Origin of the sequence: Dermatobacter hominis (genome assembly GCF_020715685.1) — a bacterium.
Classification (GTDB): domain Bacteria; phylum Actinomycetota; class Acidimicrobiia; order Acidimicrobiales; family Microtrichaceae; genus Dermatobacter; species Dermatobacter hominis.
The window spans coordinates 1,779,424-1,802,011 of record NZ_CP085840.1 but is presented as its reverse complement, the minus strand read 5'-3'; the positions used below and the strand labels follow the sequence as shown (position 1 = coordinate 1,802,011).

Sequence of the window (22,588 nt, the reverse complement as noted above, 5' to 3'; positions counted from 1 at the left end):
CGACAGCGCCCGCAGGGCGGCCGGGCGGCGGACGAGGCGCCGAGGCCGTACGGGTGGAGGGCCCGTACGGTCGAGGCCCGTGCGCGGCTCAGGCGGTGCGGGGGGCGAACATGATGACGGCCACGCCGAGGAGGCAGATGGCCGAGCCGAGGTAGTCGTACCGGTCGGGCTCGAACCCGTCGACCACGATGCCCCACGCCAGCGAGCCGGCGACGAAGATCCCGCCGTAGGCCGCCAGGATCCGGCCGAAGTGGGCGTCGTCCTGCAGCGTCGCGACGAACCCGTACGCAGCGAGCGCGGCGATGCCCGCACCGATCCACGCCACGCCCCGGTGCTCGCGCACGCCCTGCCAGATCAGCCACGCGCCACCGATCTCCGCGACGGCGGCGAGGACGAACAGCGCCAGCGACCGCACCACGTCCACTCGCATCCTCCTGGTCCGGGACCGGTGACCTGGCCGGCGACCTTAGGGCCGCACCCTTCGGCGAAGGGCGAGCGTCGGCCGGTGGCGGGGAGCGCACGCCGACGGCGAGGGGATCACGACGGCGCCGCGGTGGGGCTGGTTCCCGTTCCCGGCGACGGGCGCCCGTCGTCGCGCGCGCGGCGGTACCGTCCGGTGGTGGTGTCGAGGACGGACGTCGGGTCGCGCGAGCACTGCCTCGTTCCGGGGACGGCGCGGTGAGCGCCGGCCACGACCACGGTCCCTCGACGCGCACGGCCCTGACCATCGCGATCGTCGCGAACGGCATCCTGCTCGCGGCGCAGGTCGTCGTCGGTCTCGTCATCGGGTCGTTGGCGCTGCTCGCCGATTCGCTCCACAACGCGTCGGACGTGGTCGCGCTCGTCATCGCGTTGATCGGGCAGGTGCTCCTCGCCCGGCCGCCGACGCCGCGACGGACCTACGGCTACGCCCGTGCCGAGGTGCTCGCCGCGCTGCTGAACGGGGCGGTGCTGCTCGCGATCACGGCGTGGGTGGTGGTCGAGGCGATCGGCCGGTTCGGCGACCCGCCCGAGATCGAGGCGACCCCCTTGTTCGTGGTGGGCGTCGTGGGCATCGCGGTCAACGGCGCCAGCGCCTGGCTCCTGTCGCGCAGCGGCCGCTCGCTCAACATCCGCGCCGCCTTCTGGCACCTCGCGGGCGACGCGTTGGGATCGCTCGGCGTGGTCGTCGCGGCGATCGGCGTCGGCGTGTTCGGCGCCGAGTGGGCGGACCCGCTCGCGTCGATCCTCATCTCGCTCCTCGTGATCGTCGCGGTGCTCGGCGTCCTGCGCGACTCGGTGACCGTGCTGCTCGAGGCGGTGCCGAAGGGCATCGACCTCGACGACGTGACGAGCACGCTGTCGGGCCTGCCCGGCGTGGTCGGGGTGCACCACGTGCACGTGTGGTCGCTCGACTCCGAGACCCCGGCGCTCACGGCGCACCTCCGCTTCGACCACGGCGTGAGCCTTCACGAGGCACAGGGCGTGGCGACCGCAGCGGCCACGACCCTCGAGGACCGGTTCGGCATCGGCCACGCGACCTTGCAACCGGAGTGCGAGGACTGCGAGGTCCCGGCCGACGACCACGGCCACCCCCACTGACCGGTGGCCCGCTGAGGGGCGATTCCCCGGCGCGAGGTGAGAAACCTCACGCCGCGACCGGCGGTCCGCGCCCCTAGCCTGGTGAGGTCCCGCATCGGGACCGGCGGGCGGGGAGGTGGACGTGGGCGGCGACGGCACGGTGAGGTTCATCACGATCGATGACCACCCGACGATCGTCGAGGCGCTCGACCGGGCCGCGCGCGAGCGCGGCGACCTGGAGCTGATCGGCGGCTTCACGTCGGTCGAGTCCGTGCCGAAGCCGCTGCGCTCGGCCGGTTCGCTCGTCGACGCGGTGGTGCTCGACCTCAACCTGCCCGGCGTGGCCGGCTTCGACGCCGTGCTGACCGTGGCCGAGTGGGGCCCTCCGGTGCTCGTCTTCTCGGCGAACAGCTCCGCCCGGGTCGCGACGACGTGCATCGAGCACGGCGCCAGCGGCTTCGTGAGCAAGTCGGTGTCGACCCAACGCGTGCTCGACACCGTCCACGCGGTCAGCCGGGGCGAGCGGGTGCTCGTGGGCACCGAGGCCGAGCCGACCAGCACGCCGCTCAGCCCGCGCGACGAGCGCCTGCTGGCGGCCCTGATCGACCGGTCCCACAGCCGCGACCTGGCCGACCACCTCGGGCTGTCGCCGAAGACCGTCGACAACCTGATCGCCGACCTCTACTGGAAGATCGGCCTGGAGGGGTCGGACCGGAGCCGGGCCGGCCTCCGGGACTGGGCCCGTCGCAACGGCTACGGCGACCCGTCGGGTCAGTAGGTCGGGTCGCCCGCCGGCAACGGGAAGCGGGCCACGACCCGGAACCCATCAGGGACCGGACCGACCTCGAGCGTGCCGCCCACCGCCCGGGCGCGGTCGGTCATCGCCCGCGTCCCGGTGCCCGCGACGACGTCGAGGACCGGCTCGTCGACGCGGTTCGTGACGACGACCGTCAGCTCGTCGCCCGCAGCGGCGAGGCGGACGACCGGCGACCGGTCCGACGAGTGCCGCAGGACGTTGGCCAGACCCTCGTTGCACACGTCGAGGGCGGCGGCGCCGACCGCGGTCGAGACCGGTGCGACGTCGCCGTCGAGGGAGGCGACCGCCGTCAGCCCGAGCAGGCGGAACCCGCGAACGAGCTCGTCCAGGCCCGTCGCCAGACCCGGCGCCTCGATCGAGCCGGCAGCGGCCCGTTCCAGGTGGTCGACCTCGCGGTCCAGCCAGGCCAGCAGCTGCTCGTCGGACAGGTCTGGCTTCTGCACCCACAGCAGCACCTGCAGCGCCGAGTCGTGCAGCAGGTACTGCGCGTCGCGCCGGATCTGCTCGGCTGCGGCGGCCGAGCGGACCGCGGCGAGCTGCTCGGTCGCGGTGGTCATCCGCCCGCCCAGCTCGGTGACCAGCCGCGCGAACCAGTGGCCGAGCGCGGCGCTCATCGCGGCCGAGGCCGACCGCTCGGCCGCCGCCAGCGCTCGGGGCGGCCCGTCGGCGGGCAGCGCCAGCGTGGCGGCCCCGCTCACGGCGGCCACCCCGACCACCGCAGCCCTGCCCAGCCGTCGGTCGTCGGGCACGCAGCCGGTCGCGGCGAACAGGGCCTCGGAGTAGCCGCGGGTCCAGCCGGGCTCCCAGCCCCGGCGGGACTCGACGACCTCCAGCGCCCCGCACAGGCCGAGCACACCGAGGTCGGCGGCGACGACCGGACCGCGGCTGCGGCTGCCGAGCAGGCGCCAGCACGACCAGGCGGCGTGGCCGACGCCGGCCGCCGCCAGCAGGCGGGCCGACATCGGGCGGCGAGCGGTCGCGGCCTCGACCACGAGCTGCGCTGCCGCGCCGGACCGCAGGACCGACTCGGCGATGGTGCCGAAGCGGGCGATCCGCCGCGCCGCGTCCGCCGCGTCCGTGGCGGGCCCCGCCGTGGCGGTCGCCAGCGCCGGATCGCCCGAACCCTCCTCCGTCAGCCAGCTGCGGAGCCGTCGCTCCTCCGCCCGAGCCCGCGCCTCGGCCGCGGGCCGGTCGGTCGTGAGGTCCCTCCGCACCGACCGCAGCCGGGCCGCGGTCTCGGCGATGACGACCTCCCGCACGCGGGCCTGCTCCTCGAGCGTGGCCACCTCGGCCCGCTCGGCGACGACCTGCTCCGACCGCTGGTCGACGGCGGCCGCGGTGGAGCGCAGGATGCCCACGATCGTCCGACCCGAGATCCCGAAGACAGCGAGGGCGGCGGCGGCCTCGTACAGGCGGCGCGACCGGCGGAGCGACCGCCGTCCCCGTGGCCACAGAACGTACGGCGCGGCGATCGCGGCCAGCCGTGCCGCCCGGCCCGGCCCGTCGCCGCCGAGGAGGCTCGCACCGGCGCTCGCCCACTGGGCCATGGCCGATGCCTCGCGGCTCGCCGCCGGCCAGGCGCCCGGCGTGGTGGCGACCGGTGCGGCGACGAGACCCGAGGCGGACGCACCGGCCGATGCGAGCGCGTCCCACCAGGCCGTGACCTCGTCGTCGGCGGGTCGGAGCCGCGCCGAGACGACCGACCCGGCCGCGCCGGCGGCGATGGCGGCAATCGCCGCGTCCCGCCAGGGCGACCGCTCGGCGTCGCGGTCGAGGACGCGGCGCGCCACCGCGGTGGTGGCGATCGCCACCTGGTAGCGGGCGTAGCCGCGGCGCAGGGACGCGGACATGTCCCGCACGGCGCCGACGTCGGCGGTCCGGTCCGGGGCAGCACGCACCCCCGCATCGTGATCGCGTCGCTCGCCGCCCGGCACGGGAGGATTCTCCCCGATCGACCGCTCCGTGTCCGCCGGCCCGCGGACGACAGCACGGCGGCGGCGGGGTACGGTCCGGACGACGACAGCGCGGCGGGGGGTCCGGCGGTCGGTCCCTCCCACGTGCGACGACGCGAGGAGACGGCCATGACCGGACAGGTGGTGCACTTCGAGGTGCCGTACGATGACGGCGACCGGGCCCGGGCGTTCTACGGCGAGGTGTTCGGCTGGCAGATCCAGCCGGTCCCCGAGTTCGAGTACAACTTCGTGCAGACCGGCCCGTCGGCGGACACCGGCATGCCCGCCGAACCGGGCTACATCGGGGGCGGCATGTTCCAGCGGGACGCCGCGGTCGACAAGCCGATCATCACGATCGACGTCGACGACATCGAAGCCGCGCTGGCCGCGGTGGCCGAGCACGGCGGAGCGACCGTCCGCGAGCCGGAGAAGGTCGGCGAGATGGGCATCGCGGCGTACTTCACCGACAGCGAGGGCAACCTCATGGGCCTCTGGCAGTCGGTCGGCGGCGGCTGACCGCCCGTGCTCGCGACGCGACGCCGCCCGCCGACGTCGTGTCGCGACGACGTAGTCTTCCCGTCGTGGACGGGCGACTTCTCGAACTGTCGTCGGAGCCGGGCGACGGGATCTGCCGCGTCTCGGCCGTGGGCGAGATCGACATCAGCACGGTGGACGACTTCCGCACCGCGCTGACCGATGCGCTCGCCGACGGGAACGGCCGGGTCGACATCGATCTGGCGGCGATCACGTTCATGGGCTCCGAAGGGGTCCGGGCGCTGGTCGACGCACGGCGGGCGGGCGAGGACCGCGGGGTCGGCGTGCGCGTGGTCGGCGCGTCCAAGGTCGTGCGCACCGTCCTCACCCTCACCGACCTCGAGGAGCTCCTCGAGGACGGCGCCTGATCCGTCGACGGTCCGTCAGGCGCCGGGCGGGGCGGCGAAGGCCATGACGACCGCGGTCCCGAGGCGGGACCGCGTCACGGACAGCTCGTCGGCCAGTCGCTCCATGATCCGCATGCCGCGTCCTCGGCCGAGCTGCGTGCTGTGCGCGGCATCGCGCTCCCAGCGCCCGCTGTCGGTGACCGCCACGCGCAGCCCCGACGCCGTCCGGACCGCCTCGACGCCGACGACCCTGCCGGCCTCGTAGGACGATCCGTGCTCCGCCGCGTTGGCGACCGCCTCGCCGACCGCGAGCAGCACGTCGTCGACGTCGGGGACGTTCCCGTCGAGGCCGTCGATCCAGTCGCGGAGTCGCTGGCGGGCGTCGGGCACCGACGCCGCCTCGGCGGTGAAGGCGTCGACGAACCGGGTCGGTGTCCGCCCGGTGGTCCGCAGGGCGACGAGCGCGACGTCGTCGTCGGTCCCGGCACCGGGGCGGGTGCGGGTGAGCAGCGCCTCGCAGAGCTCGGCGGCGGTCAGGTGGTCGATGGACTCGAGCGACCGCCGGAGCTCCTCGATCGAGGCGTCGAGCGGCTCGCCCGGCTGCTCCACCAGGCCGTCGGTGTAGAGCAGGACGAGCGAGGCCGGCGGCAGGTCCCGGCGCTCGGTCGCGCCGCGCGTGCCGCCGATCCCGAGCGGCTTGCGGCGACCGCCCCACAGCACGTCGGCCCGGCCGTCCGTGCACACCAGCGGCGGGAGGTGCCCCGCGCACGACCACGTCAGTCGTGAGCCCTCGGAGGTCCCCTCCACGACGCCGTAGAGGGCGGTCGTGCAGTCGGCGCCGTCGAGGCGTTCGGCGAAGGCGTCCACCATGTCGATCACGTCGGCGGGGTCGTCGAACGCCACGGCGGCCGCCCCGAGGGCGCTGCGCAGCTGGCCCATCACCAGGGCGGCGGGGAGCCCGTGGCCCACCGAGTCGCCGACCGCGAGCCCGAGGCGGCCGGGGCCCAGCGCGACCGCGTCGTACCAGTCGCCGCCGACGACCATCGACTCGTCGGCAGGCTCGTAGCGGGCGGTCACGACGCCGACGGACGAGCCGATGTCGACGTCGAGCAGCCGGCCCTGGATCTCCTCGGCGATCTGCCGTTCCCGACGCCGGATGCGGAGCTGCTCGATGCTGCCCGCGACGACGGCCGCGACGGACCGGACGCGGGCCTGCACCGCCTCGTCGACGGCGTGGTCGCCCGACCACGAGACCGAGATCGCGCCGAGCGGGTCCGCGCCGGCGCGCAGGAGCGGGACGACGACGGTGGCGGCGGCGCCCGCCGTCTCGTGGTCCTCGGCCGACTCCGGGAACGAACGGGCGAGCTCACCCGCCGATCCGACCGCGATGGTCGTCGCGTCCCGCGCCGACACCGCGAGCGGGGCGGCGGAGTGGCGGTCGATGAGGTGGTACCGCTGCGCGATCTCCACCGGCGCGGAGTCGGGGAGGTGGCACCGGAGCATGTCGCCGTCGACCACCGCGATCGCGACCCGGTCGGCCCCGAGGAGCGAGCGCGTGCAGACCTGCACCGCCGAGACGACGTCGTCCTCCGCGGTCACGTCCCGGAGCGCGACGGCGAGCTCCTGCAGCGCACTGGTGCGGCGACGCTCGGACGCCGTGTCGAGGCGGGCCGAGACCCGGGCCACGAGGTCGTCGGCGGAGAACGGCTTGACCAGGTAGTCGTCCGCACCGACGTCCAGCCCCTCGCCCGACGACTCGGGGCCGGCGCGCGCGGTGAGCAGGATCATCGGGAGATCGCGCCCGTCCGGCATCGCCCGGACGCGGCGCACCAGCTCGAGCCCGTCGATGCCCGGCATCATCACGTCCGACAGCACGAGGTCGGGTCGGTCGCGCTCGATGCTCGCCAGCGCCTCGGCGCCGTCGACCGCGGTCGTGACCTCGTAGCGCTCGCCGAGCAGCCGCGTGACGTACGAGCGCATGTCGGCGTTGTCGTCCACCACCAGCACCCGGCGCCGGTCCCCGGGCGTCGTCGCCGGCGCACCCGGCACCGGCGGCTCGTGGCCGACGGCCCACTGCCGCACCTCGGCGAGGTGCGCGTCGACCGACCGGGACCGGCGGGTGCCGGGCGGCACCGGCGCGGGGGAGCGGGGGTCGGGCCGCAGGAGCGGCATCGAGACCGTGAACGTCGTCCCGATGCCCGGTCGGCTCGTCACGGTCACGTCGCCGTCGTGGAGGTCGATCAGCTCGCGCACGAGCGACAGGCCGATGCCGCTGCCCTCGTGGCTCCGGCTGGCCGCGCCCACCACCCGGTGGAAGCGGCCGAAGAGCTGCGGGATCTCCTCGGCCGGGATGCCCACGCCGGTGTCCTCGACGTCGAGGAGGACCCGATCGCCGGTCGCCCGGAGGGTCACCGCGATCTCTCCGTCCATCGTGTGCTTGAACGCGTTGGACAGCAGGTTCGTGAGGATGAGCTCCCACATGTCGACGTCGACGAGGACCTCGCCCTCGATCGCGGTGCAGTCCACCCGCAGGTCCAGTCCCCCCGCCTCGATCGCCGAGCGGAACATCCCGGCGATCTCGGTGGTGCGGGCGGCCAGGTCGGTGGGGCGCAGGTCGGGTTCGAGGCGGCCGGACTCGAGTCGCGCGAAGTCCAGCAGCGCGTTGACGAGCTTCAGCAGGCGGAGCGCGTTGCGGTGGGCGAGCTCCAGCCGATCGCCGACGTCCGGCGCGAGCTGGTCGCGATGTGTCGACGCGAGCTCCTCGAGCGGACCGAGCAGGAGCGTCAGGGGCGTCCTGAACTCGTGGCTGATGTTGGTGAAGAACGCCGTCTTGGCCCGGTCGAGCTCCGCCAGGGCCTCGGCCCGTCGGCGCTCCGCCTCGAACGCCCGGAGGTTGGAGACCGCCGCGGCGATCTGGCCTGCGACCAGCTGCACCCAGTCCCGGTAGGGGCCGTCGAACGGCCGGAGGGGGTTGAGCCCGGCGACGAGCACGCCGGCCGGGCGGTCCGAGCCCGGCTCCGAGATCGGGGCGAGCGCGACCTGGCGCGGCGGGACGTCCCAGTCGCCGGTGGGCAGCTCCATCCCGCCGGCGACGTCGTCCACGTCCACCACGACCAGTCCGGACGCCGCCCGCCCGATCGGCCAGAGCCCGTCCTCGTTCAGCCGTCCCGGCGCGAACGCACCGTCCGGCTCGTGCCCGCCGGCCGAGAGCAGCTCGGCGACCGTCGGGTCCTCCGGGCCGTAGAGGTAGGTCAGCGCGAACGGCAGGTCGGCTCGGTTCTCCGCGAGCACGACGTCGAGCACTGCGGCGGCCTGCTCGGCGCCGGTGGCCCCGGCGATGTCGCTGGCCAGCCGCCGCAGGGTCCCCAGCCGTCGGGTCCCGATGACGCGCTCGGTCTCCTCGCTCACCACGCAGAGGACGCCGACGACGTCGGCGTCGTCGACCAGTGGGCTGTAGGAGAACGTGTGGTACGTCTCCTCGCGGAAGCCGCTGCGCTCGAGGAACAGCAGGAGGTCCTCGTCCCACGTGGCGTCGCCGGTGCGCAGGACGTGGTCGAGTCGCGGGCCGATGTCGTCCCAGATCTCGGCCCACACCTCCGACGCACGCTTGCCGAGCGCCCACGGGTGCTTCACGCCGAGCGTGTCGCGCCCGTACGCGTCGTTGTAGAAGAAGCGCAGCTCGGGGCCCCACCCCATCCACATCGAGAAGCGAGACCCGAGGACGACGTCGACGATGTTGCGCAGGGCCGGCGGCCACTCCGCCGGCTCGCCGAGCTCGGTGCTGCCCCACTCGACGGACGCGAGCGCAGCCGCGACCTCGGGGCTCGCCCCCCGATCCGGGATCAGGCCGCCGACGGTCGAGAGCTCCGGGCCGTGCACGTACCGTGCCTACCCACCGTCGAGGCCAGCCATCCGGGCGGCGAACCCGGCGCCGAGCGGGTGCGTGGCGCCCGTCACGTGCGGGCGAAGAGCACGCCCTCGCCGCTGACGGCGCGCAGGCGGTCGGGACGGCCGTCCAGGTAGCGGGCGCTGATCTCTGTCATCGCGACGCACCCACCCCCAGCATCGCCCGGCCGGGGGATCGGGGTCCTCGCAGGTTGTGGACGGCCCGGCGCGGGGTAGGCGGGGACCGACACGAGCGGCGCACGACCCAGGAAGGTGCACAGATGGATCCCGACCAGGACCGGCGACGGTTGGTGGCGTCCTACGGCGGCGAGGACTCGGCGCGCGTCATGGCGGATCGCCTGGCCGACCGCGGCGTGGCCGTGGACGAGGTCAGCGTCGACGCCGTGCACGACCTCGCCGTGGTCGGGCGCGGCGAGCAGCGCCGCGAGGCCCGGCACGCGTCGGTCGGCCTCCCGCTCGCGATCGGCCGCGCCGACCAGCACGCGCTCTCGGGCTGGTTCTGGTCGGCGGTCGGCTTCTCTGTCGGGTTCGTGCCCTTCTTCCTCCTCGGCCTGTTCACCACGCTCGGCGACCTCCCGCGACTCGGGAGCGCCGCCGTCGTGGGCATCTGCGGGGGCCTCGGCGGCGCGGCCGTCGGCGTCGTGTACGGGCTCGCCCGTGGGCCGGAGCTCTCGGGCTCGGGACGCGACGCCCCGCGGACATCCGTCCTGTCGGTCCCGGCGAACGCCCTCGGCGACGAGGCGGCGCTCCTCGAGCTGCTCGGCTCCGGTCCCGCAGCGTCGGTGTGGGCGGTCCGCGGCGAGGGCGCGGTGGTCGACGAGCGGCTGACGGCGCCGACGAGCGACCACCCCGGTGCCGTACCGGACGCCCACGACGAGCGCTCGCCGCACGGGCCGGCCGCCTGATGGCCACACGCCTCCGGGTCGGGCTGGTGCTCGGCGGGGGCGGGGTGACCGGCCTCGCCTACCACGCCGGTGCGCTGAGCGCGCTCGAGATCGACCTCGGCTGGGATCCCCGCGACGCACAGCTCGTGGTCGGGACGTCAGCCGGCGCCGTCGTGGCCGGCCTGCTGCGCCGAGGCGTGGCACCGACCGACCTCGCCGCCCGCGCCGTCGGCATCGAGCCCGCCGGCTCCCACGCCCACCTCAGCCACTGCCTCGTGACGCAACCGGAGATGCCGCCTTTCGGCCTCCGCCACCTGCTGCGCCTCCCGAGGCTGCCCAGCCCGGCGCTCGTCGCCGCCACGCTGCGCCGGCCGCACCGCATCGATCCGATCTCGACGTTCATGGGACTGCTCGCGGACGGAGCGCTCGACGGGGCGCACCACCACCGCGAGCTGTGGGAGGCGCTCGACGGCGACTGGCCGGCGCTGCCGACCTGGGCGTGCGCGGTCCGTCAGCGCGACTTGCGACGCGTGGTGTTCGGGCGGGATGCCGAGGCGCCCTTCGCCGAGGCCGTGGCGGCCTCGTGCGCGGTACCGGCGTACTTCACGAAGGTGGAGATCGGCGGTTCGTCCTATCTCGACGGCGGCGTGCACTCGCCGACCAACGCCGGCGTCGTGGCCGGCGAGGACCTCGACCTCGTCATCGTGTCCTCGCCCATGTCGGGTCGGTCGACGTCCGCGATCGGCCTGGACGCCTGGTCCCGCCGGTACGCCGGTTCGAAGCTCCGGCGAGAGCTCGACCTCCTCCGGGCGCGGGGCATCCCCACGGTGGTGCTCGAGCCGGGGCCCGACGTCGTCGAGGTGCTCGGTTCCGACGTCATGGACGGACGCCGGCTCAGGGAGATCGTCGGCGCGGCGCTCCTGGACGCCGGCTCGCAGCTGCAGGCACCGGTCACCCGGACCCTGGTCGAGGGCCTTCGCCACGTCGGCGGGGCCGGCCCGGCGCCCTCGTCGGCCCGCCGCGTCCCGGCCTGACGGGGAGGCGGCCGGCCCGGGCGACGGAGGGGGACCCGACAGCCCCCGGGGGCCGATCGGCCCACAACGTTCAAGTCGCCGACGGCGCCCGCCGTATGTGCTCGTGGCGGCGCCACCCGGGCGCCCGAGAGCGAGGTGCACGGTGGTCAGGACCCGACGTACGCGAACCGCAGCCGCGATGGCGGTCGTGATCATGCTCGGCGTGCTCGCCGCGTGCAGCCCCCAGCCGGGCGCCCCGGTCTTCCCCGGCGGCACGTACGACCTGGACCTGTCCCTGCCGCCGCAGCACCTGAGCGAGACGTTCCCCGTGGCGAACCTCGGCACGTGCACCGTCACCGTCGACAGCCCCGAGATCCGCCTCGACGGCGCGACGCTCACCGCCGGCGAGGGCGTGGTGGACCAGGTCGACGGCACGATCACCGTCCCCGACGCGAAGATCGTGGTGCCGCACTCGACGATCCAGCTCGGTTCGGTGGCGCTGGAGTGCTTCGGCAACCCGGTCGGCTCGCTGTCGGTCGCCGTCGAGATCGAGGCGACCGCCTCGGTCCAGTCGGCCGTGTTCGATGCCGGCGAGCGCACGCTGACGCTCACCCAGCCGACGATCTCGATCCCGACGGCCAAGCTCATCGTCACCGGCTCCGGCACGACGCTGCCGCCGTTCAGCCTCCCGCCGATCGACATCACGGTCCCGACGATCTCGACCCGGATCTGAGCCGACGGGCGCCGCTGGACGATCGGACGTCCCTCGTTCTGGGGACGCGCGGTCCGGGTAGCCGAGTGCGACAAGGCCGGAGGCGGGGGATCGCAGCCCTCCTCCCTCCGGCCCCGGGTCGCCGACCGATCCGAGCCCGCTCTGATCGGTCACCCCCTCTTCCGTGGTGCGGCGCAACGGCGGTCGGCGACCCCCTCCCCGCTCCTCAGCGGCAGGTCGACGCCGACGTGGTGCGAGCCACCAGCTCCCCGACGACGGCGCGCGGGTCCTCGCCCGCCGAGGCCACCAGCTCGCGCTGCTCCTCGGCGCCGTTGCCCTGGCGGAGGATGTGGCCGACGCGGTCCTGCACGTGCTCCAGGTCGCCGTGGGCACGCAGGCCGTCGGCGACGTGGTCGACCAGCTGCTGCACGACCTCCGCAGCGGGCCGTAGCCGCTCGTCCTCGGCGTCGACGAGCTCGTCCCCCAAGCCGTACCGGGCGGCCCGCCACACCGCGGCGTCGAGCGCCTCGTGGCTCCGTTGCGAGACGGCGTCCCCGCGCCGGGCCTCCTCTCGCGCCGTCCACACGAGGGCCCGGGTGAGCGCGGCCACGGCGACGGCGTCCTCGACGTGGAGGCACACGTCGCAGACGCGGAACTCGACGGTCGGCCAGCGCTCCGAGGGGCGGACGTGCCAGTACACATGGGTCGCGTCGTCGATCGCCCCGGTGGCCCGGAGCTCCTCGACCCGGGCGTCGTAGTCCTCCCGGCCCTCGAAGCTCGGCGGCACCCCGGCCGTGGGCCACCGGGTCCAGACCTCGGTCCGGTAGCTGTCGAAGCCGGTGTCGACGCCGTGCCAGTACGGGGAGTTCGCCGACAGCGCGAGGAGCGCGGGGAGCCAGCCGCGGGACCGGTTCATCACCTCGATCGCCACGTCGGCGTCGGGCACGCCGACGTGCACGTGGCAGCCGCAGATCACCTGCTGGCGGGCGAGCACCTGGTAGCGGTCCTCCAGCCGCTGGTACCGGTCGTCACCGGCGACCTCCTGGTCCTCCCACGAGGAGAAGGGGTGCGTGGCGACGGCGGCCACGGCGAGGCCCAGCGGTGCCGCAGCCGCCTGGACCCCACGTCGGAGCGCCACGAGGTCGTCGTGCAGCTCGTCGGTCGTGCGGCAGACCGCCGACGCGGTCTCCACCTGGCAGCGGTTCAGCTCACGTGTGACGGCGCGACCGAGCTCGTCGCGCGCGGCGACGACGAGCGAGTCCGAGCGCGGCGCGAGCTCGCTCGACGCGGCGTCGACGATGAAGAACTCCTCCTCGACACCCATGGTCAGGGCCTCGGGTGTGTGCTGCGCAGCCATGCCGACCTCCAGGCTTCGGCTCGGATCCGTCGGCCCATCGCCCAGCACCTACCCGCTCCACGGTTCCCCACCCGCAGGGGTGATCTCTCGTCCGGCCGGCGGTGGCGGCGCTCACGCGGGTTCGAGCGTCGCCGTCTCCTGAGGGAGCTCGTCGCCCATCGCCTCGCGGAGGCGGGCGAGGGACGACCGCAGGACCCGCGACACGTACGACTGCGACAGGCCGAGCATCTCCCCGATCTCCTGCTGGGAGCGCTCCTCGACGTAGCGGAGGTGGAGCAGCTCACGCTCCCGGGAGTCGAGCACGCCAATGGCCTCGACGAGGTCAGCTCGGTGCTCCGACATGTCGAAGCCGCCCTCCCAGCTGACGAGCTCGGCGTGGGTGCTCATCCCGCCGTCGTCGCGCTGCGGCTCGAGCTCGGACGACGTCCGGGAGCTGCCTGCCTCGATGCCCTGCAGGACCTCGTCGAGCGTCAGATCGGACCGCTCGGCGATCTCGCTCGGCTTCGGTGAGCGACCCAGCTCGTGGGTCAGCTCGTCGCGAGCGCGGCACACCCGCAGGAACTGCTCCTGCAGGCCTCGGGGCGGGCGGACGGTCCACGTGCGGTCGCGCAGGTAGCGCTTGAGCTCGCCGTCGATCGTCCGGCCGGCGAAGGTCCGGAACGACGCGCCGCGGTCCGGCCGGTAGCGGTCGGCGGCCCGCACGATGGCCAGCAGCGCCACCTGCTGTAGGTCGTCCGCCAGGTGGGGCTGCGCCCGGGCGAAGCGGCGCACCGAGTACCCGACGGCGTCGAGGTGCGCCTCCACCACCTGGTTCCGGTACCGCCGCTGCCCCGTGCGCCGGTAGGTGGCCAGCAGCTGGTCGGTCTCCTCGGGATCCATGGTCGTCATCGCCTCGTCCTGTCGCAGCCGGAGCCGATCGGCCCCCGGGCGCGCCGGTGTACCCCGGTCACGGGGGTCTAACCCCGAACCACCCGGACGGGGGACTCGGTGCAGGGGGACCGGTGCCGCCGGCGGTTGCCGACCTCGTGCGGCGGGTAGGGGCGCCTCGCAGCGCGGCACCGGTCGCGCAGGAGGCGAGCAGCGTGAAGGCACCAGCGACCGTGACCACCGAGGAGCTGCGCCGGATGGTGGAGGCCGGTGATCCGCAGCTCGTCGAGGTGCTGCCGTCCGCCGCGTACGACGAGGAGCACCTGCCCGGCGCGATCTCGCTGCCCCTCGCTGACCTCGGCCCGGACGCGGCCGAGCGGTTGGACCGTTCCCGACCGGTGGTCACCTACTGCTACGACCACCAGTGCGACCTCAGCGCCCGCGCCGCCTGGCTGCTCCGGTCGCTCGGCTTCGACGAGGTCTACGACTACACCGACAGCAAGGTCGCGTGGCTGGCCGAGGGACTGCCCTCGGAGGGCACCACGAGGCCGACCAGCCGGGCGGGGGCGATCGCCCGCGCCGCACCGACGTGCGGCCCCGACGACCGGATCGGCGACCTCGACCGCCCCGAGCACACCTCCGTGGTGGTCGTCGTGGCGGGCGACGACGACGTCGTGCTCGGCGTGGTCCGCGCCGATGCGCTCGACCTGCCCGCGGACACGCCGGTCCGCACGGTGCTCCAGCCGGCGCCGCCGAGCGTGCGTCCGAGCATCACGGCCGAGGAGCTGGCCCGGAGCATGGAACGGGACCGGCGCACGTACGTGCTCGTCACGAAGGTCGGTGGCCAGCTGCTCGGCGTGATCGAGGCGGACGACCTCCGTGGCCAGCACTGATCCCGACGGGCGCGGCGTGCGCCTCGGCTACTGGCTGTCGAGCGAGGAGCACCACCCGGCCGACCTGGTCCGCCACGCCGTCGCAGCGGAGGACCACGGGTTCGTCGCGGCGATGATCTCGGACCACCTCCACCCGTGGACCCCGCAGCAGGGCCACGCCCCGTACGTGTGGTCGGTCCTCGGCGCGATCGGCCAGGCCACCTCGACGCTCCGGGTCGGCACGGGCGTGGTCGCCCCCGGCTCGCGGTCGCACCCGATCAACATCGCGCAGGCGTCGGCCACCGCCGAGGTCCTGATGCCCGGCCGGTTCTTCCTCGGGCTCGGCAGCGGGGAGCGGCTCAACGAGCAGGCGTTCGGCGACCGTTGGCCCCGCGCCGGCGAGCGCCGGGCCCGGCTGTCAGAGGCGATCGACCTCATCCGACGGCTGTGGGACGGCGACGACGTCTCGTTCCGCGGCGACTGGTTCGCGGTCGAGCACGCCCAGCTCCACACCCGGCCCGACACGCCGCCGCCGCTGCTCGTGGCCGGCGGGGGCCGGACCGCGGCGATGGCGGGCGAGAAGGCCGACGGCCTGATCGGCGTGGCGCCGGACCCGTCGGCCGTCGAGGCGTTCGAGCACGGAGGCGGGGCCGGCAAGCCGCGCCTCGCCCAGCTCCACGTCTGCTGGGCCGCGACCGAGGCGGAGGGACGCGCCACGGCGCTGCGGTGGTGGCCGCAGGTCGGCCTGCCCACGCCGGTCCTCTCGGAGCTGGCCCGGCCGTCGGACTTCGCCGCCCTGGCCGCGCTGGTCGACGAGGACGCCGTGGCCGAGCAGGTGGTGTGCGGCCCCGACCCGGACCGCCACCTCGCCGCGATCGAGCGCTTCGTCGGCGCCGGCTACACCGAGGTCCACGTTCACCAGGTGGGGCCCGACCAGCTGGGGTTCCTGGACTTCTACCGGGACCGCGTGCTGCCGGAGCTGACGTGAACGGTGCGCCGGAGATCGGCGCGCACCGGCTGCTCGGCGACGGTGCCACGGCCGCGCTCCTGACCCCGACCGCGGAGATCGACTGGTGGTGCGCGCCGACCTTCGACTCGCGGCCGCTGCTGTGGTCGCTGCTGGACCGGCAGGGCCCGGGCGCCGCCTGGTGCCGCGCCCGGGTCGTGGCGTCGAGCGGCGTCCCCGCCGCCTCGGCGCTCCGCACGACGGTGTCGGTCGACGGCCGGCGGGTGGAGTGCTGTGACGCGCTCCTCCGACGGGGGGACCGGGGCTCTGCGATCGCCCGCCTCGTTCGCCTCGTCGACGACGGGTTCGACCGCGTGGACGAGCCCCTGGTCGCGGAGCACGTCGTGGACCTGGGCGGCTTCGACGGCCCGCGGGCCCGGTGGCACGGCGACGCGGCGGTGGTCGGCGCCGAGACGTGGTGGCTGCGGGGCGGGCGGCCGGTCGGGGGGTCGGTGTCGCCCGGGCGCCGCCGGGTCGCGGTCGGCCACGGGTGGTCCGGTCTCCTGCTCACCCCGGTCGAGGACGACGTGCTCGACGTGGACGAAGTGCTCGACATCGCGGCGCGCGCCGCCCGCCAGGCGGACGCCGACGAGCGCCACCTGAGGCTGCCCAGGGTCCACGGCGAGCGCTCCCTGCACGCGGTGGCGGTGCTGCGGGCCTGCACCGACGACGGCTCCGGTGCCGTCATCGCCTCGCCGACGACGTCGCTCCCCGAGGCGCTCGACGGCGACCGGCAGTACGACTACCGCTACACCTGGCTGCGCGACAGCTCGCTCGCCGCCGCCGTCGCCGCCGAGCTCGGCATCGACCGGGTCGGCGACGCGCACGTCGGGTTCCTCGGGTCGCAGGGGCCCGACCGGCTGTTGCGGTCCCCGATGTCGACGACCCGCGGCGAGGGCGTGCCCGACGAGCGTGAGGTCGAGGGCGTCGAGGGCTGGCACGGCGCGCGGCCGATCCGGGTCGGCAACGACGCCAAGGGCCAGCTGCAGTACGACGCCATCGGGACCGTGCTCGAGTCGCTCTGGGTTCACGCCCGGACCGGTGGCCGGATCGATCCGCCGCTGTGGGACGTCGTCCAGCGGTTGGCCGACCGTGTGGTCGATCCACCCGACGAGCCGTCGTCGGGCGTGTGGGAGCTGCGGGAACCGAGGTGGCTGGTGTCGGCGGACATCGGCCGGTGGGTGGCGCTCGACCGGGCGGTCCGCATCGCCCGCCGTCGCCGACCGCTCCGATCCCGTCGCCGGCGCGCCGCCTGGCGTGCGGCGCGCGACGACGCCCGGAGCAGGGTGCTCGGCGCCATCCGCCCCGACGGCGCGCTGCCGATGAGCTACCGCGGGAAGGGCGCCGACGCCCTCGACGCGTCGGCGCTCCTCGCGGTGGTCCTCGGCCTCCTGGGCCCGACCGACCCCCGGGCGTCGCGGGTGGTGGACGCGACCCTGGCGGGGCTCACCGCCGGGCCCTACCTCTACCGGTACGAACCCGGCACGCACGACGGGTTCCGGGGCCGCGAGGGGGCGTTCGTCCCGGCGTCGTGGTGGGCGGTCGCTGCGCTCGCCGCCATCGGCCGCGTCGAGGAGGCCGAGCGCCGGGCGGACGACCTGTGCGCGGGGTTGCCCGCACTGCTCCCGGAGGAGGTCGACCCGGCGAGCGGCCGTGCGCTCGGGAACGTCCCGCTCGTGTGGTCCCACATGGAGGCCGCCCGCGCGCTGGCCGCCATCGAGGAGGCGGACCTCCGTCGGCGGTTCGGGTCCGTGGGGGCGGCCGCGTCGCGGTTCGTGCGATCGCTGCGCATCCGGGCCCGTCGTCGCCGTCGCTCCCTCAGGTGAGTGGTTCGCCACCCGACCCGGGAGGCGAGCGCGGTGGAGCGGTACGATCCCGCACGCCCTTCGATCGTGCAGTCGTGCAGACCTCCGCGCGCCGGGGCGCTCAGCGATCGACGACGGAGGACCGCAGTTGCACGAGGGGTTGGTGGTCACGACGGAGGAGGTCGCGGACCTCGCCGTGGTGCGCGTCGACGGCGAGCTCGACGTCGGGTCGGCACCCGACCTCGTCGCCACGCTCGAGTCGCTGCTGTCGCAGGACGACCGGCGCGTCGTCGTCGACCTGACCGATTGCTCCTTCGTGGACTCCCGCGGCAGCCGCGCCCTCGCCCTCACCGCGCGCGACGCCTCGGGCCCGCCGATCGGCATCGTCTGCCCCGCCGAGAACCGCCGGGTGCACCGGGTGCTCGAGCTCGTCGGGATCGTGGACCTCGTCGAGGTGCACGGCGACCTCGACCCGTTCCTCGCGTCCGGACGTTGAGCGCCGGAGACGGCGAGGACCTGGCGGCCCTGCTCCGCCGGTGCGAGACGGAGCCGATCCACACCCCCGGCGCGGTGCAGGGCCACGGTGCGCTCCTGGTCACCGACGCGGACGAGGTCGTCACCGTGGCGTCGGCCGACCTCTCGCTCCTCGCGACCGACCCCCGCTCGGCGCTCGGGCGCCGACTCGACGACGTGCTCGGGCCCGGTGTCGCCGAGGTCCGTGGCCGGTTCCCCGTCGGCGAGCCGTTCAGTGCGCCCGGCCCGGACGGGACCACCGTCGACGTCGTCGCCATCCGGACCGACGACGGCCTCCTGGTGGAGGTCGAGCCGCCGTCCGACGTGGACATCCGGGAGCGCTCGGGGATCGCCACGATGATCCGGCGCCTCCAGAGCTCGACGACCGTGGAGGACCTCCTCGACGCCGTCGTCACCCAGGTGCGGGCGCTCACGGGCTTCGACCGCGTGATGGTGTACCGCTTCGACGAGGAGTGGAACGGCACGGTCGTGGCCGAGGCGGCCGCAGCGGGCATCGGCTCGTTCCTCGACCTCCGCTACCCGGCGTCGGACATCCCGCCGCAGGCCCGGGCGCTCTACCTCCGCAACCGGGTGCGGCTGATCCCCGACGTCGAGGAGCCGAGCGTCCCGCTCGTGACCGGCGTCGTCGGGGCGGGACCCGTCGACCTCAGCGACGCGGCCCTGCGAGCGGTCTCGCCGGTGCACATCGACTACCTGCGCAACATGGGCGTCCGGGCCTCGGGCTCCGGTGCGCTCGTCGTCGACGGCCGGCTGTGGGGCCTCGTCGCCTGCCACCACTACGAGGGGCCCCGGCGGCCGTCCCAGCGCCTCCGCTACCTGATCGACGTCCTCTGCGGCACCGCGTCCGCGCTGCTCGGCGGCCTGGTCACGACCGCCGTCGCGGTGGAGCAGGTCGAGCTGAGCGATCGTCTCGACCGAGCGTCCGCCGCGCTGCTCGACGGCGGCACGGATGCCGTCTCGGCGCTCGATCCGGCGCTCGGGCTCGACCTGGTCGATGCCGACGGGTTCGTCGTCGTCGCCGACGGGGTGGCCGTCGCCTCCGCCGGTGTCGTCCCCGGGGAGCGCTCGCTCGCTGCGTTGCTCGCCCGCCTCGACGCGGACGGTGGCGCCGTCACGGTCACCGCCGCGGTCGACACCGACCTCCCGGGCCTCGTCGACCGCGACGACGGCGACGGCACCGCGGGCCTCGCGGCCGTGCGCTGGCGGGAGGGCGGCTCGGACTGGCTGGTCGCGTCCCGCCGCGAGCTGGTCCGCTCGGTCCGCTGGGGCGGGGACCCGGCCCACAAGGAGGTGGTCCTCGAACCCGAAGGAGCCCGGCTCGGGCCCCGGTCGTCGTTCGAGGAGTACGTGGAGACCGTCCGGGGCACGTCGGCGCCGTGGACCGCCGCGCAGGTCGCGGCCCTCGCCGAGCTGGCCCGTCGGGTCGGTGCGGCCGCGGCCGAGCGCGAACGCCGGGACCGCTCCGTCGCGCTGCTCATGCAGCGCGCGGTGCTCCTCGACGGGGTGCCGCCGGTGCCGGGCCTGGACGTCGGCGCCACCTACCGGCCGGCGCGTGGCGACGGACTCGGCGGTGACTGGTTCGACGTGTACTTCGGTCGCGACGGCCACGTGACCCTGGCGCTCGGCGACGTCGCCGGCCACGGCATGGAGGTCGCGGCCACCATGTCGCAGCTGCGCCACGCGCTGCGGGCCTACACGCTCACCGAAGCGACGGTCGGGCAGGCGATGCAGCGCCTCAACGAGCTCTGCTTCGAGCTGCTGCCGCGGGACATGGCGACGGTCGTCGTCGCCGACGTCGACACCGCCACCGGGCGGGTGGAGCTGGTCAACGCCGGCCACCTGCCGCCGGTCTTCGCCCGGGCCGACGGGGGAGCGACGCTGCTGGAGTCGCCCCGCAACCCGGCGCTCGGCGTCTCGTCGAGCGCGTCGTTCGAGCCGGCGTCGATCCAGCTGGTCCCGGGGGACCGACTCGTGCTGTGCACCGACGGGCTGATCGAGCGCAAGCACGGCCCTCAGCTCGACGAGCAGCTCGCCCGGTTCGCGGCCGCGATCGATGACGCGGGCCCCGTCACGAGCCAGCAGCTGTGCGAGGACCTCACCCGCCGGTTCGAGCCCGACGGCGTCGACGACCTGACGGTCCTGGGCGTCCGGCTGCAGGCGGGGACCGACGACGAGCGCCCCGGTGCCGCACCGCCCGACCGTGGCTGAACCGGTAGGCACCGACCGTCGGACGTCGCCGACGTCGGCCGTGCCCCCGTGGACGTTCGCGGTGGCGGCGATGGTGTCGGTGCAGCTCGGCTCGGCGCTGTCGGTCGACCTCGTCGACACGCTCGGCCCCGCGGGGACCGCGTGGCTGCGGCTGACCGTCGGCGCGGTGGTGTTCCTCGCCATCGCCCGGCCGCCGCTCCGCTCGATCCGCCGTCCCGACGTGCCGTCGCTGCTGGCGCTCGGGGTGGCGAGCGCGCTGGTGACGATCGCCTTCCTGGCCGCCATCGAGCGCATCCCGCTCGGCACGGCCGTCGCGATCGAGTTCCTGGGGCCGCTCACCGTCGCCGCGGTGCACAGCCAGCACCGGCGGGCACTCGTGTGGACCGGTGTGGCGCTCGTCGGCGTCGTGCTGCTCAACCAGCCGTGGCACGGGGACGTCGACGCAGCGGGCGTGGCGTTCGCCGGCCTCGCCGCCGTCGGCTGGGCCACCTACATCGTGCTCACCCAGCGGATCGGGGACCGCTTCAGCGGACTCGGAGGGCTGTCCATCACCGTGCCCGTCGCCGCCGTCACCGCGGCTGCGTTCGGCATCCCGCAGGCGGCCGGCCACCTGAGCCCGCAGGTGCTGCTCGCCGCCGCCGGCCTCGCGCTGCTGCTGCCGGTGCTCCCGTACTCGCTCGAGCTGCTCGCGCTGCGTCGCATGACCCACACCGCGTTCGGGACGCTGATGGCGCTCGAGCCGGCGATCGGCCTCGTGCTCGGACTCGTGGTGCTGCACCAGCGCCCATCCGCCGTGCAGCTCGTCGGCATCGTGCTCGTCGTGCTGGCCGGTGCCGCCGCGCAGCGCGGCGGCCTGCGCCACGCGGATCGCAGCGGACCCGACGACGCGCCGTCGGCCGACGTGGCGGTGCCGTTCCCGTAGCGGCCGGCCGCCGAGGCGCCCGGCCGGAGGATCAGGCGACGAGGTCCTGCTCCTCGGGGTGCCCGGACAGCCACTCGGCGACGTACCAGCACGTCGGCCTGACCTTGGCGCCGCGGCGGCGCACGTCGGCCATCGCCCCTTCGACGAGCACGGCGCCGAGTCCGCGCCCGCGCTCCGCAGGGTCGATCACCGTGTGGGGGAACTCGAGCACAAGCTCGTCGCCGGCGAGCGGCCGGTAGTCGGCGAAGCCGAGCACCCGACCGTCCTCGACGAGCTCGTAGCGCTGCTGCTCCGGACGATCGACCACCTCGGTGCCCATGACGGCACGCTACCCAGCCGGGCGCGCGGTCATGCCCGACGTCAACGTCGGCCCGTCGCCTTGACCTCGGCCTTGGCCTCGTCGGCCGTGGGGCCGACGGTGTCGGCGGCCTCGGCGCCGCGCCGGCCGAGCGGCTCCGGGCGCTCGACGGTCGAGTCGGCGGTCGTCTGCCGCTCCAGCTCCGCGTTGACCTCGGCGCCGATCAGGACGGCGGCGGCGGTGAGCTGCAACCACAGCATCAGCACGACGATGCCGGCGAGCGACCCGTACGTCTCCCCGAGCGAGGAGAAGCGATCGACGTAGACGGCGAAGAGCAGCGACGCGACGATCCAGATGACCGTCGCGATGACCGCACCCCACGACAGCCACTGGACGCGGGCCGGATCCCGGTCGGGGGCCTTCCGGTAGAGGACGGCGAGGGCGACGGCGAACAGGACGGCCAGCGCAGGCCACCGCAGCACGTTGAGCACGGTCTGCGCCGCGTCGCCGAGGCCGGTCGAGTCGAGGAGCGCGGGGAGCGCGGCGATCAGCCCCACGGCCACGACGACGCCGACGACCGCCGCGGCGGTCAGGAGCAGGCTGAGCAGGCGGAGCTTGATGGCGCCCCGGGACTCGTCCTCGTCGTACGCGGCGTTGAGCGCCTCGATGAGGTGCTGCATCCCGCTGCTCGCCGACCACAGCGCCAGCGCCAGCGACACGATCACCGCGACGGACAGCCCGGCGGACGAGCGCTCGACGAGGCCGTCCATCTGCTCGGTGAGCAGGTCCTGCGCCGAGGCCGGCAGGCTCCCTGCGAGGTCCTCGACCTGTCGGGTCACGTCGGACGGGTCGGCGACGAGGCCGTACAGCGAGACCATGGCGATCAGCGCAGGGACCAGCGCGAGCAGCGCGAAGAAACGCCACGCCTCCGGCCAGCAGCGGCACGCGATCCTGCTTCGACTCCAACCGCACCCGGGTCAGGACGTCCTTCCAG

The 22,588-nt window shown here is 75.0% G+C and carries 20 protein-coding genes; 13 read left to right on the top strand and 7 right to left on the bottom strand.

The window, feature by feature from the left end:
* Positions 1-88 precede the first annotated feature (88 nt).
* Positions 89-430 carry a YnfA family protein gene (locus LH044_RS08400; RefSeq protein ID WP_374210568.1) on the bottom strand — a complete coding sequence of 114 codons (342 nt, stop codon included), beginning with the start codon at positions 428-430 and terminating at the stop codon, positions 89-91.
* Positions 431-678: 248 nt separating this feature from the next.
* Between LH044_RS08400 and LH044_RS08395 the strand changes: the two genes are divergently transcribed.
* Together LH044_RS08395 and LH044_RS08390 are read left to right on the top strand one after the other, a co-directional pair.
* The gene (locus LH044_RS08395) at positions 679-1,581 is read left to right on the top strand and encodes a cation diffusion facilitator family transporter (protein WP_227759578.1); all 903 of its coding nucleotides are present in this window, start codon (positions 679-681) and stop codon (positions 1,579-1,581) included.
* A 121-nt stretch (positions 1,582-1,702) separates the two neighbouring features.
* Positions 1,703-2,338, top strand: a complete 636-nt coding sequence (locus LH044_RS08390) for a response regulator transcription factor (protein ID WP_227759577.1) — start codon at positions 1,703-1,705, stop codon at positions 2,336-2,338.
* Here LH044_RS08390 and LH044_RS08385 read toward each other — a convergent pair.
* Positions 2,332-4,275, bottom strand: a complete 1,944-nt coding sequence (locus LH044_RS08385; protein ID WP_227759576.1) for a sensor histidine kinase — start codon at positions 4,273-4,275, stop codon at positions 2,332-2,334. The genes LH044_RS08390 and LH044_RS08385 overlap by 7 nt on opposite strands.
* A 183-nt stretch (positions 4,276-4,458) precedes the next feature.
* Here LH044_RS08385 and LH044_RS08380 point away from each other — a divergent pair, with 183 nt between their 5' ends.
* Both LH044_RS08380 and LH044_RS08375 read left to right on the top strand, forming a co-directional pair.
* Positions 4,459-4,845 (top strand): VOC family protein, encoded by a 387-nt coding sequence (locus LH044_RS08380; RefSeq protein ID WP_227759575.1) that lies wholly within the window; start codon positions 4,459-4,461, stop codon positions 4,843-4,845.
* Between the two features lie 65 nt (positions 4,846-4,910).
* A complete protein-coding gene (locus tag LH044_RS08375; RefSeq protein WP_227759574.1) occupies positions 4,911-5,231 on the top strand; it encodes an STAS domain-containing protein in 321 nt (106 codons plus the stop codon).
* Positions 5,232-5,246: 15 nt separating this feature from the next.
* Here LH044_RS08375 and LH044_RS08370 read toward each other — a convergent pair whose 3' ends face one another.
* Positions 5,247-9,089 (bottom strand): SpoIIE family protein phosphatase, encoded by a 3,843-nt coding sequence (locus LH044_RS08370; RefSeq protein ID WP_227759573.1) that lies wholly within the window; start codon positions 9,087-9,089, stop codon positions 5,247-5,249.
* A gap of 287 nt (positions 9,090-9,376) precedes the next feature.
* Between LH044_RS08370 and LH044_RS08365 the strand changes: the two genes are divergently transcribed.
* The 3 genes from LH044_RS08365 (at position 9,377) to LH044_RS08355 (ending at position 11,746) form a co-directional block, all read left to right on the top strand.
* A complete protein-coding gene (locus tag LH044_RS08365; protein WP_227759572.1) occupies positions 9,377-10,021 on the top strand; it encodes a hypothetical protein in 645 nt (214 codons plus the stop codon).
* Positions 10,021-11,034 carry a patatin-like phospholipase family protein gene (locus LH044_RS08360; protein ID WP_227759571.1) on the top strand — a complete coding sequence of 338 codons (1,014 nt, stop codon included), beginning with the start codon at positions 10,021-10,023 and terminating at the stop codon, positions 11,032-11,034. Before LH044_RS08365 ends, LH044_RS08360 begins: the two co-directional genes overlap by 1 nt.
* Positions 11,035-11,212: 178 nt before the next feature.
* Positions 11,213-11,746, top strand: coding sequence for a hypothetical protein (locus LH044_RS08355; protein WP_227759570.1), 534 nt, complete (start codon positions 11,213-11,215; stop codon positions 11,744-11,746).
* A gap of 205 nt (positions 11,747-11,951) precedes the next feature.
* On the opposite strand, the gene LH044_RS08350 is transcribed toward LH044_RS08355, so the two are convergent.
* On the bottom strand, positions 11,952-13,082 hold the full coding sequence (locus tag LH044_RS08350) for a carboxylate-amine ligase (RefSeq protein WP_227759569.1): 1,131 nt from the start codon (positions 13,080-13,082) through the stop codon (positions 11,952-11,954).
* A 111-nt stretch (positions 13,083-13,193) separates the two neighbouring features.
* Positions 13,194-13,970, bottom strand: coding sequence for a sigma-70 family RNA polymerase sigma factor (locus tag LH044_RS08345; protein ID WP_227759568.1), 777 nt, complete (start codon positions 13,968-13,970; stop codon positions 13,194-13,196).
* A gap of 194 nt (positions 13,971-14,164) precedes the next feature.
* Between LH044_RS08345 and LH044_RS08340 the strand changes: the two genes are divergently transcribed.
* The 6 genes from LH044_RS08340 to LH044_RS08315 all read left to right on the top strand — a co-directional run bounded on the left by LH044_RS08340 (position 14,165) and on the right by LH044_RS08315 (position 21,296).
* The gene (locus tag LH044_RS08340; protein ID WP_227759567.1) at positions 14,165-14,842 is read left to right on the top strand and encodes a rhodanese-like domain-containing protein; all 678 of its coding nucleotides are present in this window, start codon (positions 14,165-14,167) and stop codon (positions 14,840-14,842) included.
* Entirely contained in the window at positions 14,829-15,809 is a 981-nt protein-coding gene (locus tag LH044_RS08335; protein ID WP_227759566.1) for a TIGR03557 family F420-dependent LLM class oxidoreductase, read from the top strand. The genes LH044_RS08340 and LH044_RS08335 overlap by 14 nt, the downstream gene beginning before the upstream one ends.
* Entirely contained in the window at positions 15,806-17,653 is a 1,848-nt protein-coding gene (locus LH044_RS08330; RefSeq protein WP_227759565.1) for a glycoside hydrolase family 15 protein, read from the top strand. Before LH044_RS08335 ends, LH044_RS08330 begins: the two co-directional genes overlap by 4 nt.
* Before the next feature lie 142 nt (positions 17,654-17,795).
* Complete coding sequence (locus LH044_RS08325) at positions 17,796-18,128, top strand: STAS domain-containing protein (protein ID WP_227759564.1); 333 nt, start codon at positions 17,796-17,798, stop codon at positions 18,126-18,128.
* Entirely contained in the window at positions 18,125-20,374 is a 2,250-nt protein-coding gene (locus LH044_RS08320; protein WP_227759563.1) for a SpoIIE family protein phosphatase, read from the top strand. Before LH044_RS08325 ends, LH044_RS08320 begins: the two co-directional genes overlap by 4 nt.
* Before the next feature lie 70 nt (positions 20,375-20,444).
* A complete protein-coding gene (locus tag LH044_RS08315; protein ID WP_374210605.1) occupies positions 20,445-21,296 on the top strand; it encodes an EamA family transporter in 852 nt (283 codons plus the stop codon).
* 31 nt (positions 21,297-21,327) lie between these two features.
* Here the strand turns inward: LH044_RS08315 and LH044_RS08310 are convergent, their stop codons facing one another.
* Together LH044_RS08310 and LH044_RS08305 are read right to left on the bottom strand one after the other, a co-directional pair.
* Complete coding sequence (locus tag LH044_RS08310) at positions 21,328-21,615, bottom strand: GNAT family N-acetyltransferase (RefSeq protein ID WP_227759561.1); 288 nt, start codon at positions 21,613-21,615, stop codon at positions 21,328-21,330.
* Between the two features lie 41 nt (positions 21,616-21,656).
* Positions 21,657-22,472, bottom strand: coding sequence for a YihY/virulence factor BrkB family protein (locus LH044_RS08305; protein WP_374210567.1), 816 nt, complete (start codon positions 22,470-22,472; stop codon positions 21,657-21,659).
* Between the last annotated feature and the right edge of the window lie 116 nt (positions 22,473-22,588).

Excerpts from the sequence above, each read along its gene's own strand:
- LH044_RS08400 (WP_374210568.1), bottom strand. The coding sequence starts at position 430 with ATGCGAGTGGACGTGGTGCGGTCGCTGGCGCTGTTCGTCCTCGCCGCC.
- LH044_RS08380 (WP_227759575.1), top strand. The coding sequence starts at position 4,459 with ATGACCGGACAGGTGGTGCACTTCGAGGTGCCGTACGATGACGGCGAC.
- LH044_RS08365 (WP_227759572.1), top strand. The coding sequence starts at position 9,377 with ATGGATCCCGACCAGGACCGGCGACGGTTGGTGGCGTCCTACGGCGGC.
- LH044_RS08360 (WP_227759571.1), top strand. The coding sequence starts at position 10,021 with ATGGCCACACGCCTCCGGGTCGGGCTGGTGCTCGGCGGGGGCGGGGTG.
- LH044_RS08355 (WP_227759570.1), top strand. The coding sequence starts at position 11,213 with ATGGCGGTCGTGATCATGCTCGGCGTGCTCGCCGCGTGCAGCCCCCAG.
- LH044_RS08350 (WP_227759569.1), bottom strand. The coding sequence starts at position 13,082 with ATGGCTGCGCAGCACACACCCGAGGCCCTGACCATGGGTGTCGAGGAG.
- LH044_RS08345 (WP_227759568.1), bottom strand. The coding sequence starts at position 13,970 with ATGACGACCATGGATCCCGAGGAGACCGACCAGCTGCTGGCCACCTAC.
- LH044_RS08315 (WP_374210605.1), top strand. The coding sequence starts at position 20,445 with ATGGTGTCGGTGCAGCTCGGCTCGGCGCTGTCGGTCGACCTCGTCGAC.
- LH044_RS08310 (WP_227759561.1), bottom strand. The coding sequence starts at position 21,615 with ATGGGCACCGAGGTGGTCGATCGTCCGGAGCAGCAGCGCTACGAGCTC.
- LH044_RS08305 (WP_374210567.1), bottom strand. The coding sequence starts at position 22,472 with ATGGTCTCGCTGTACGGCCTCGTCGCCGACCCGTCCGACGTGACCCGA.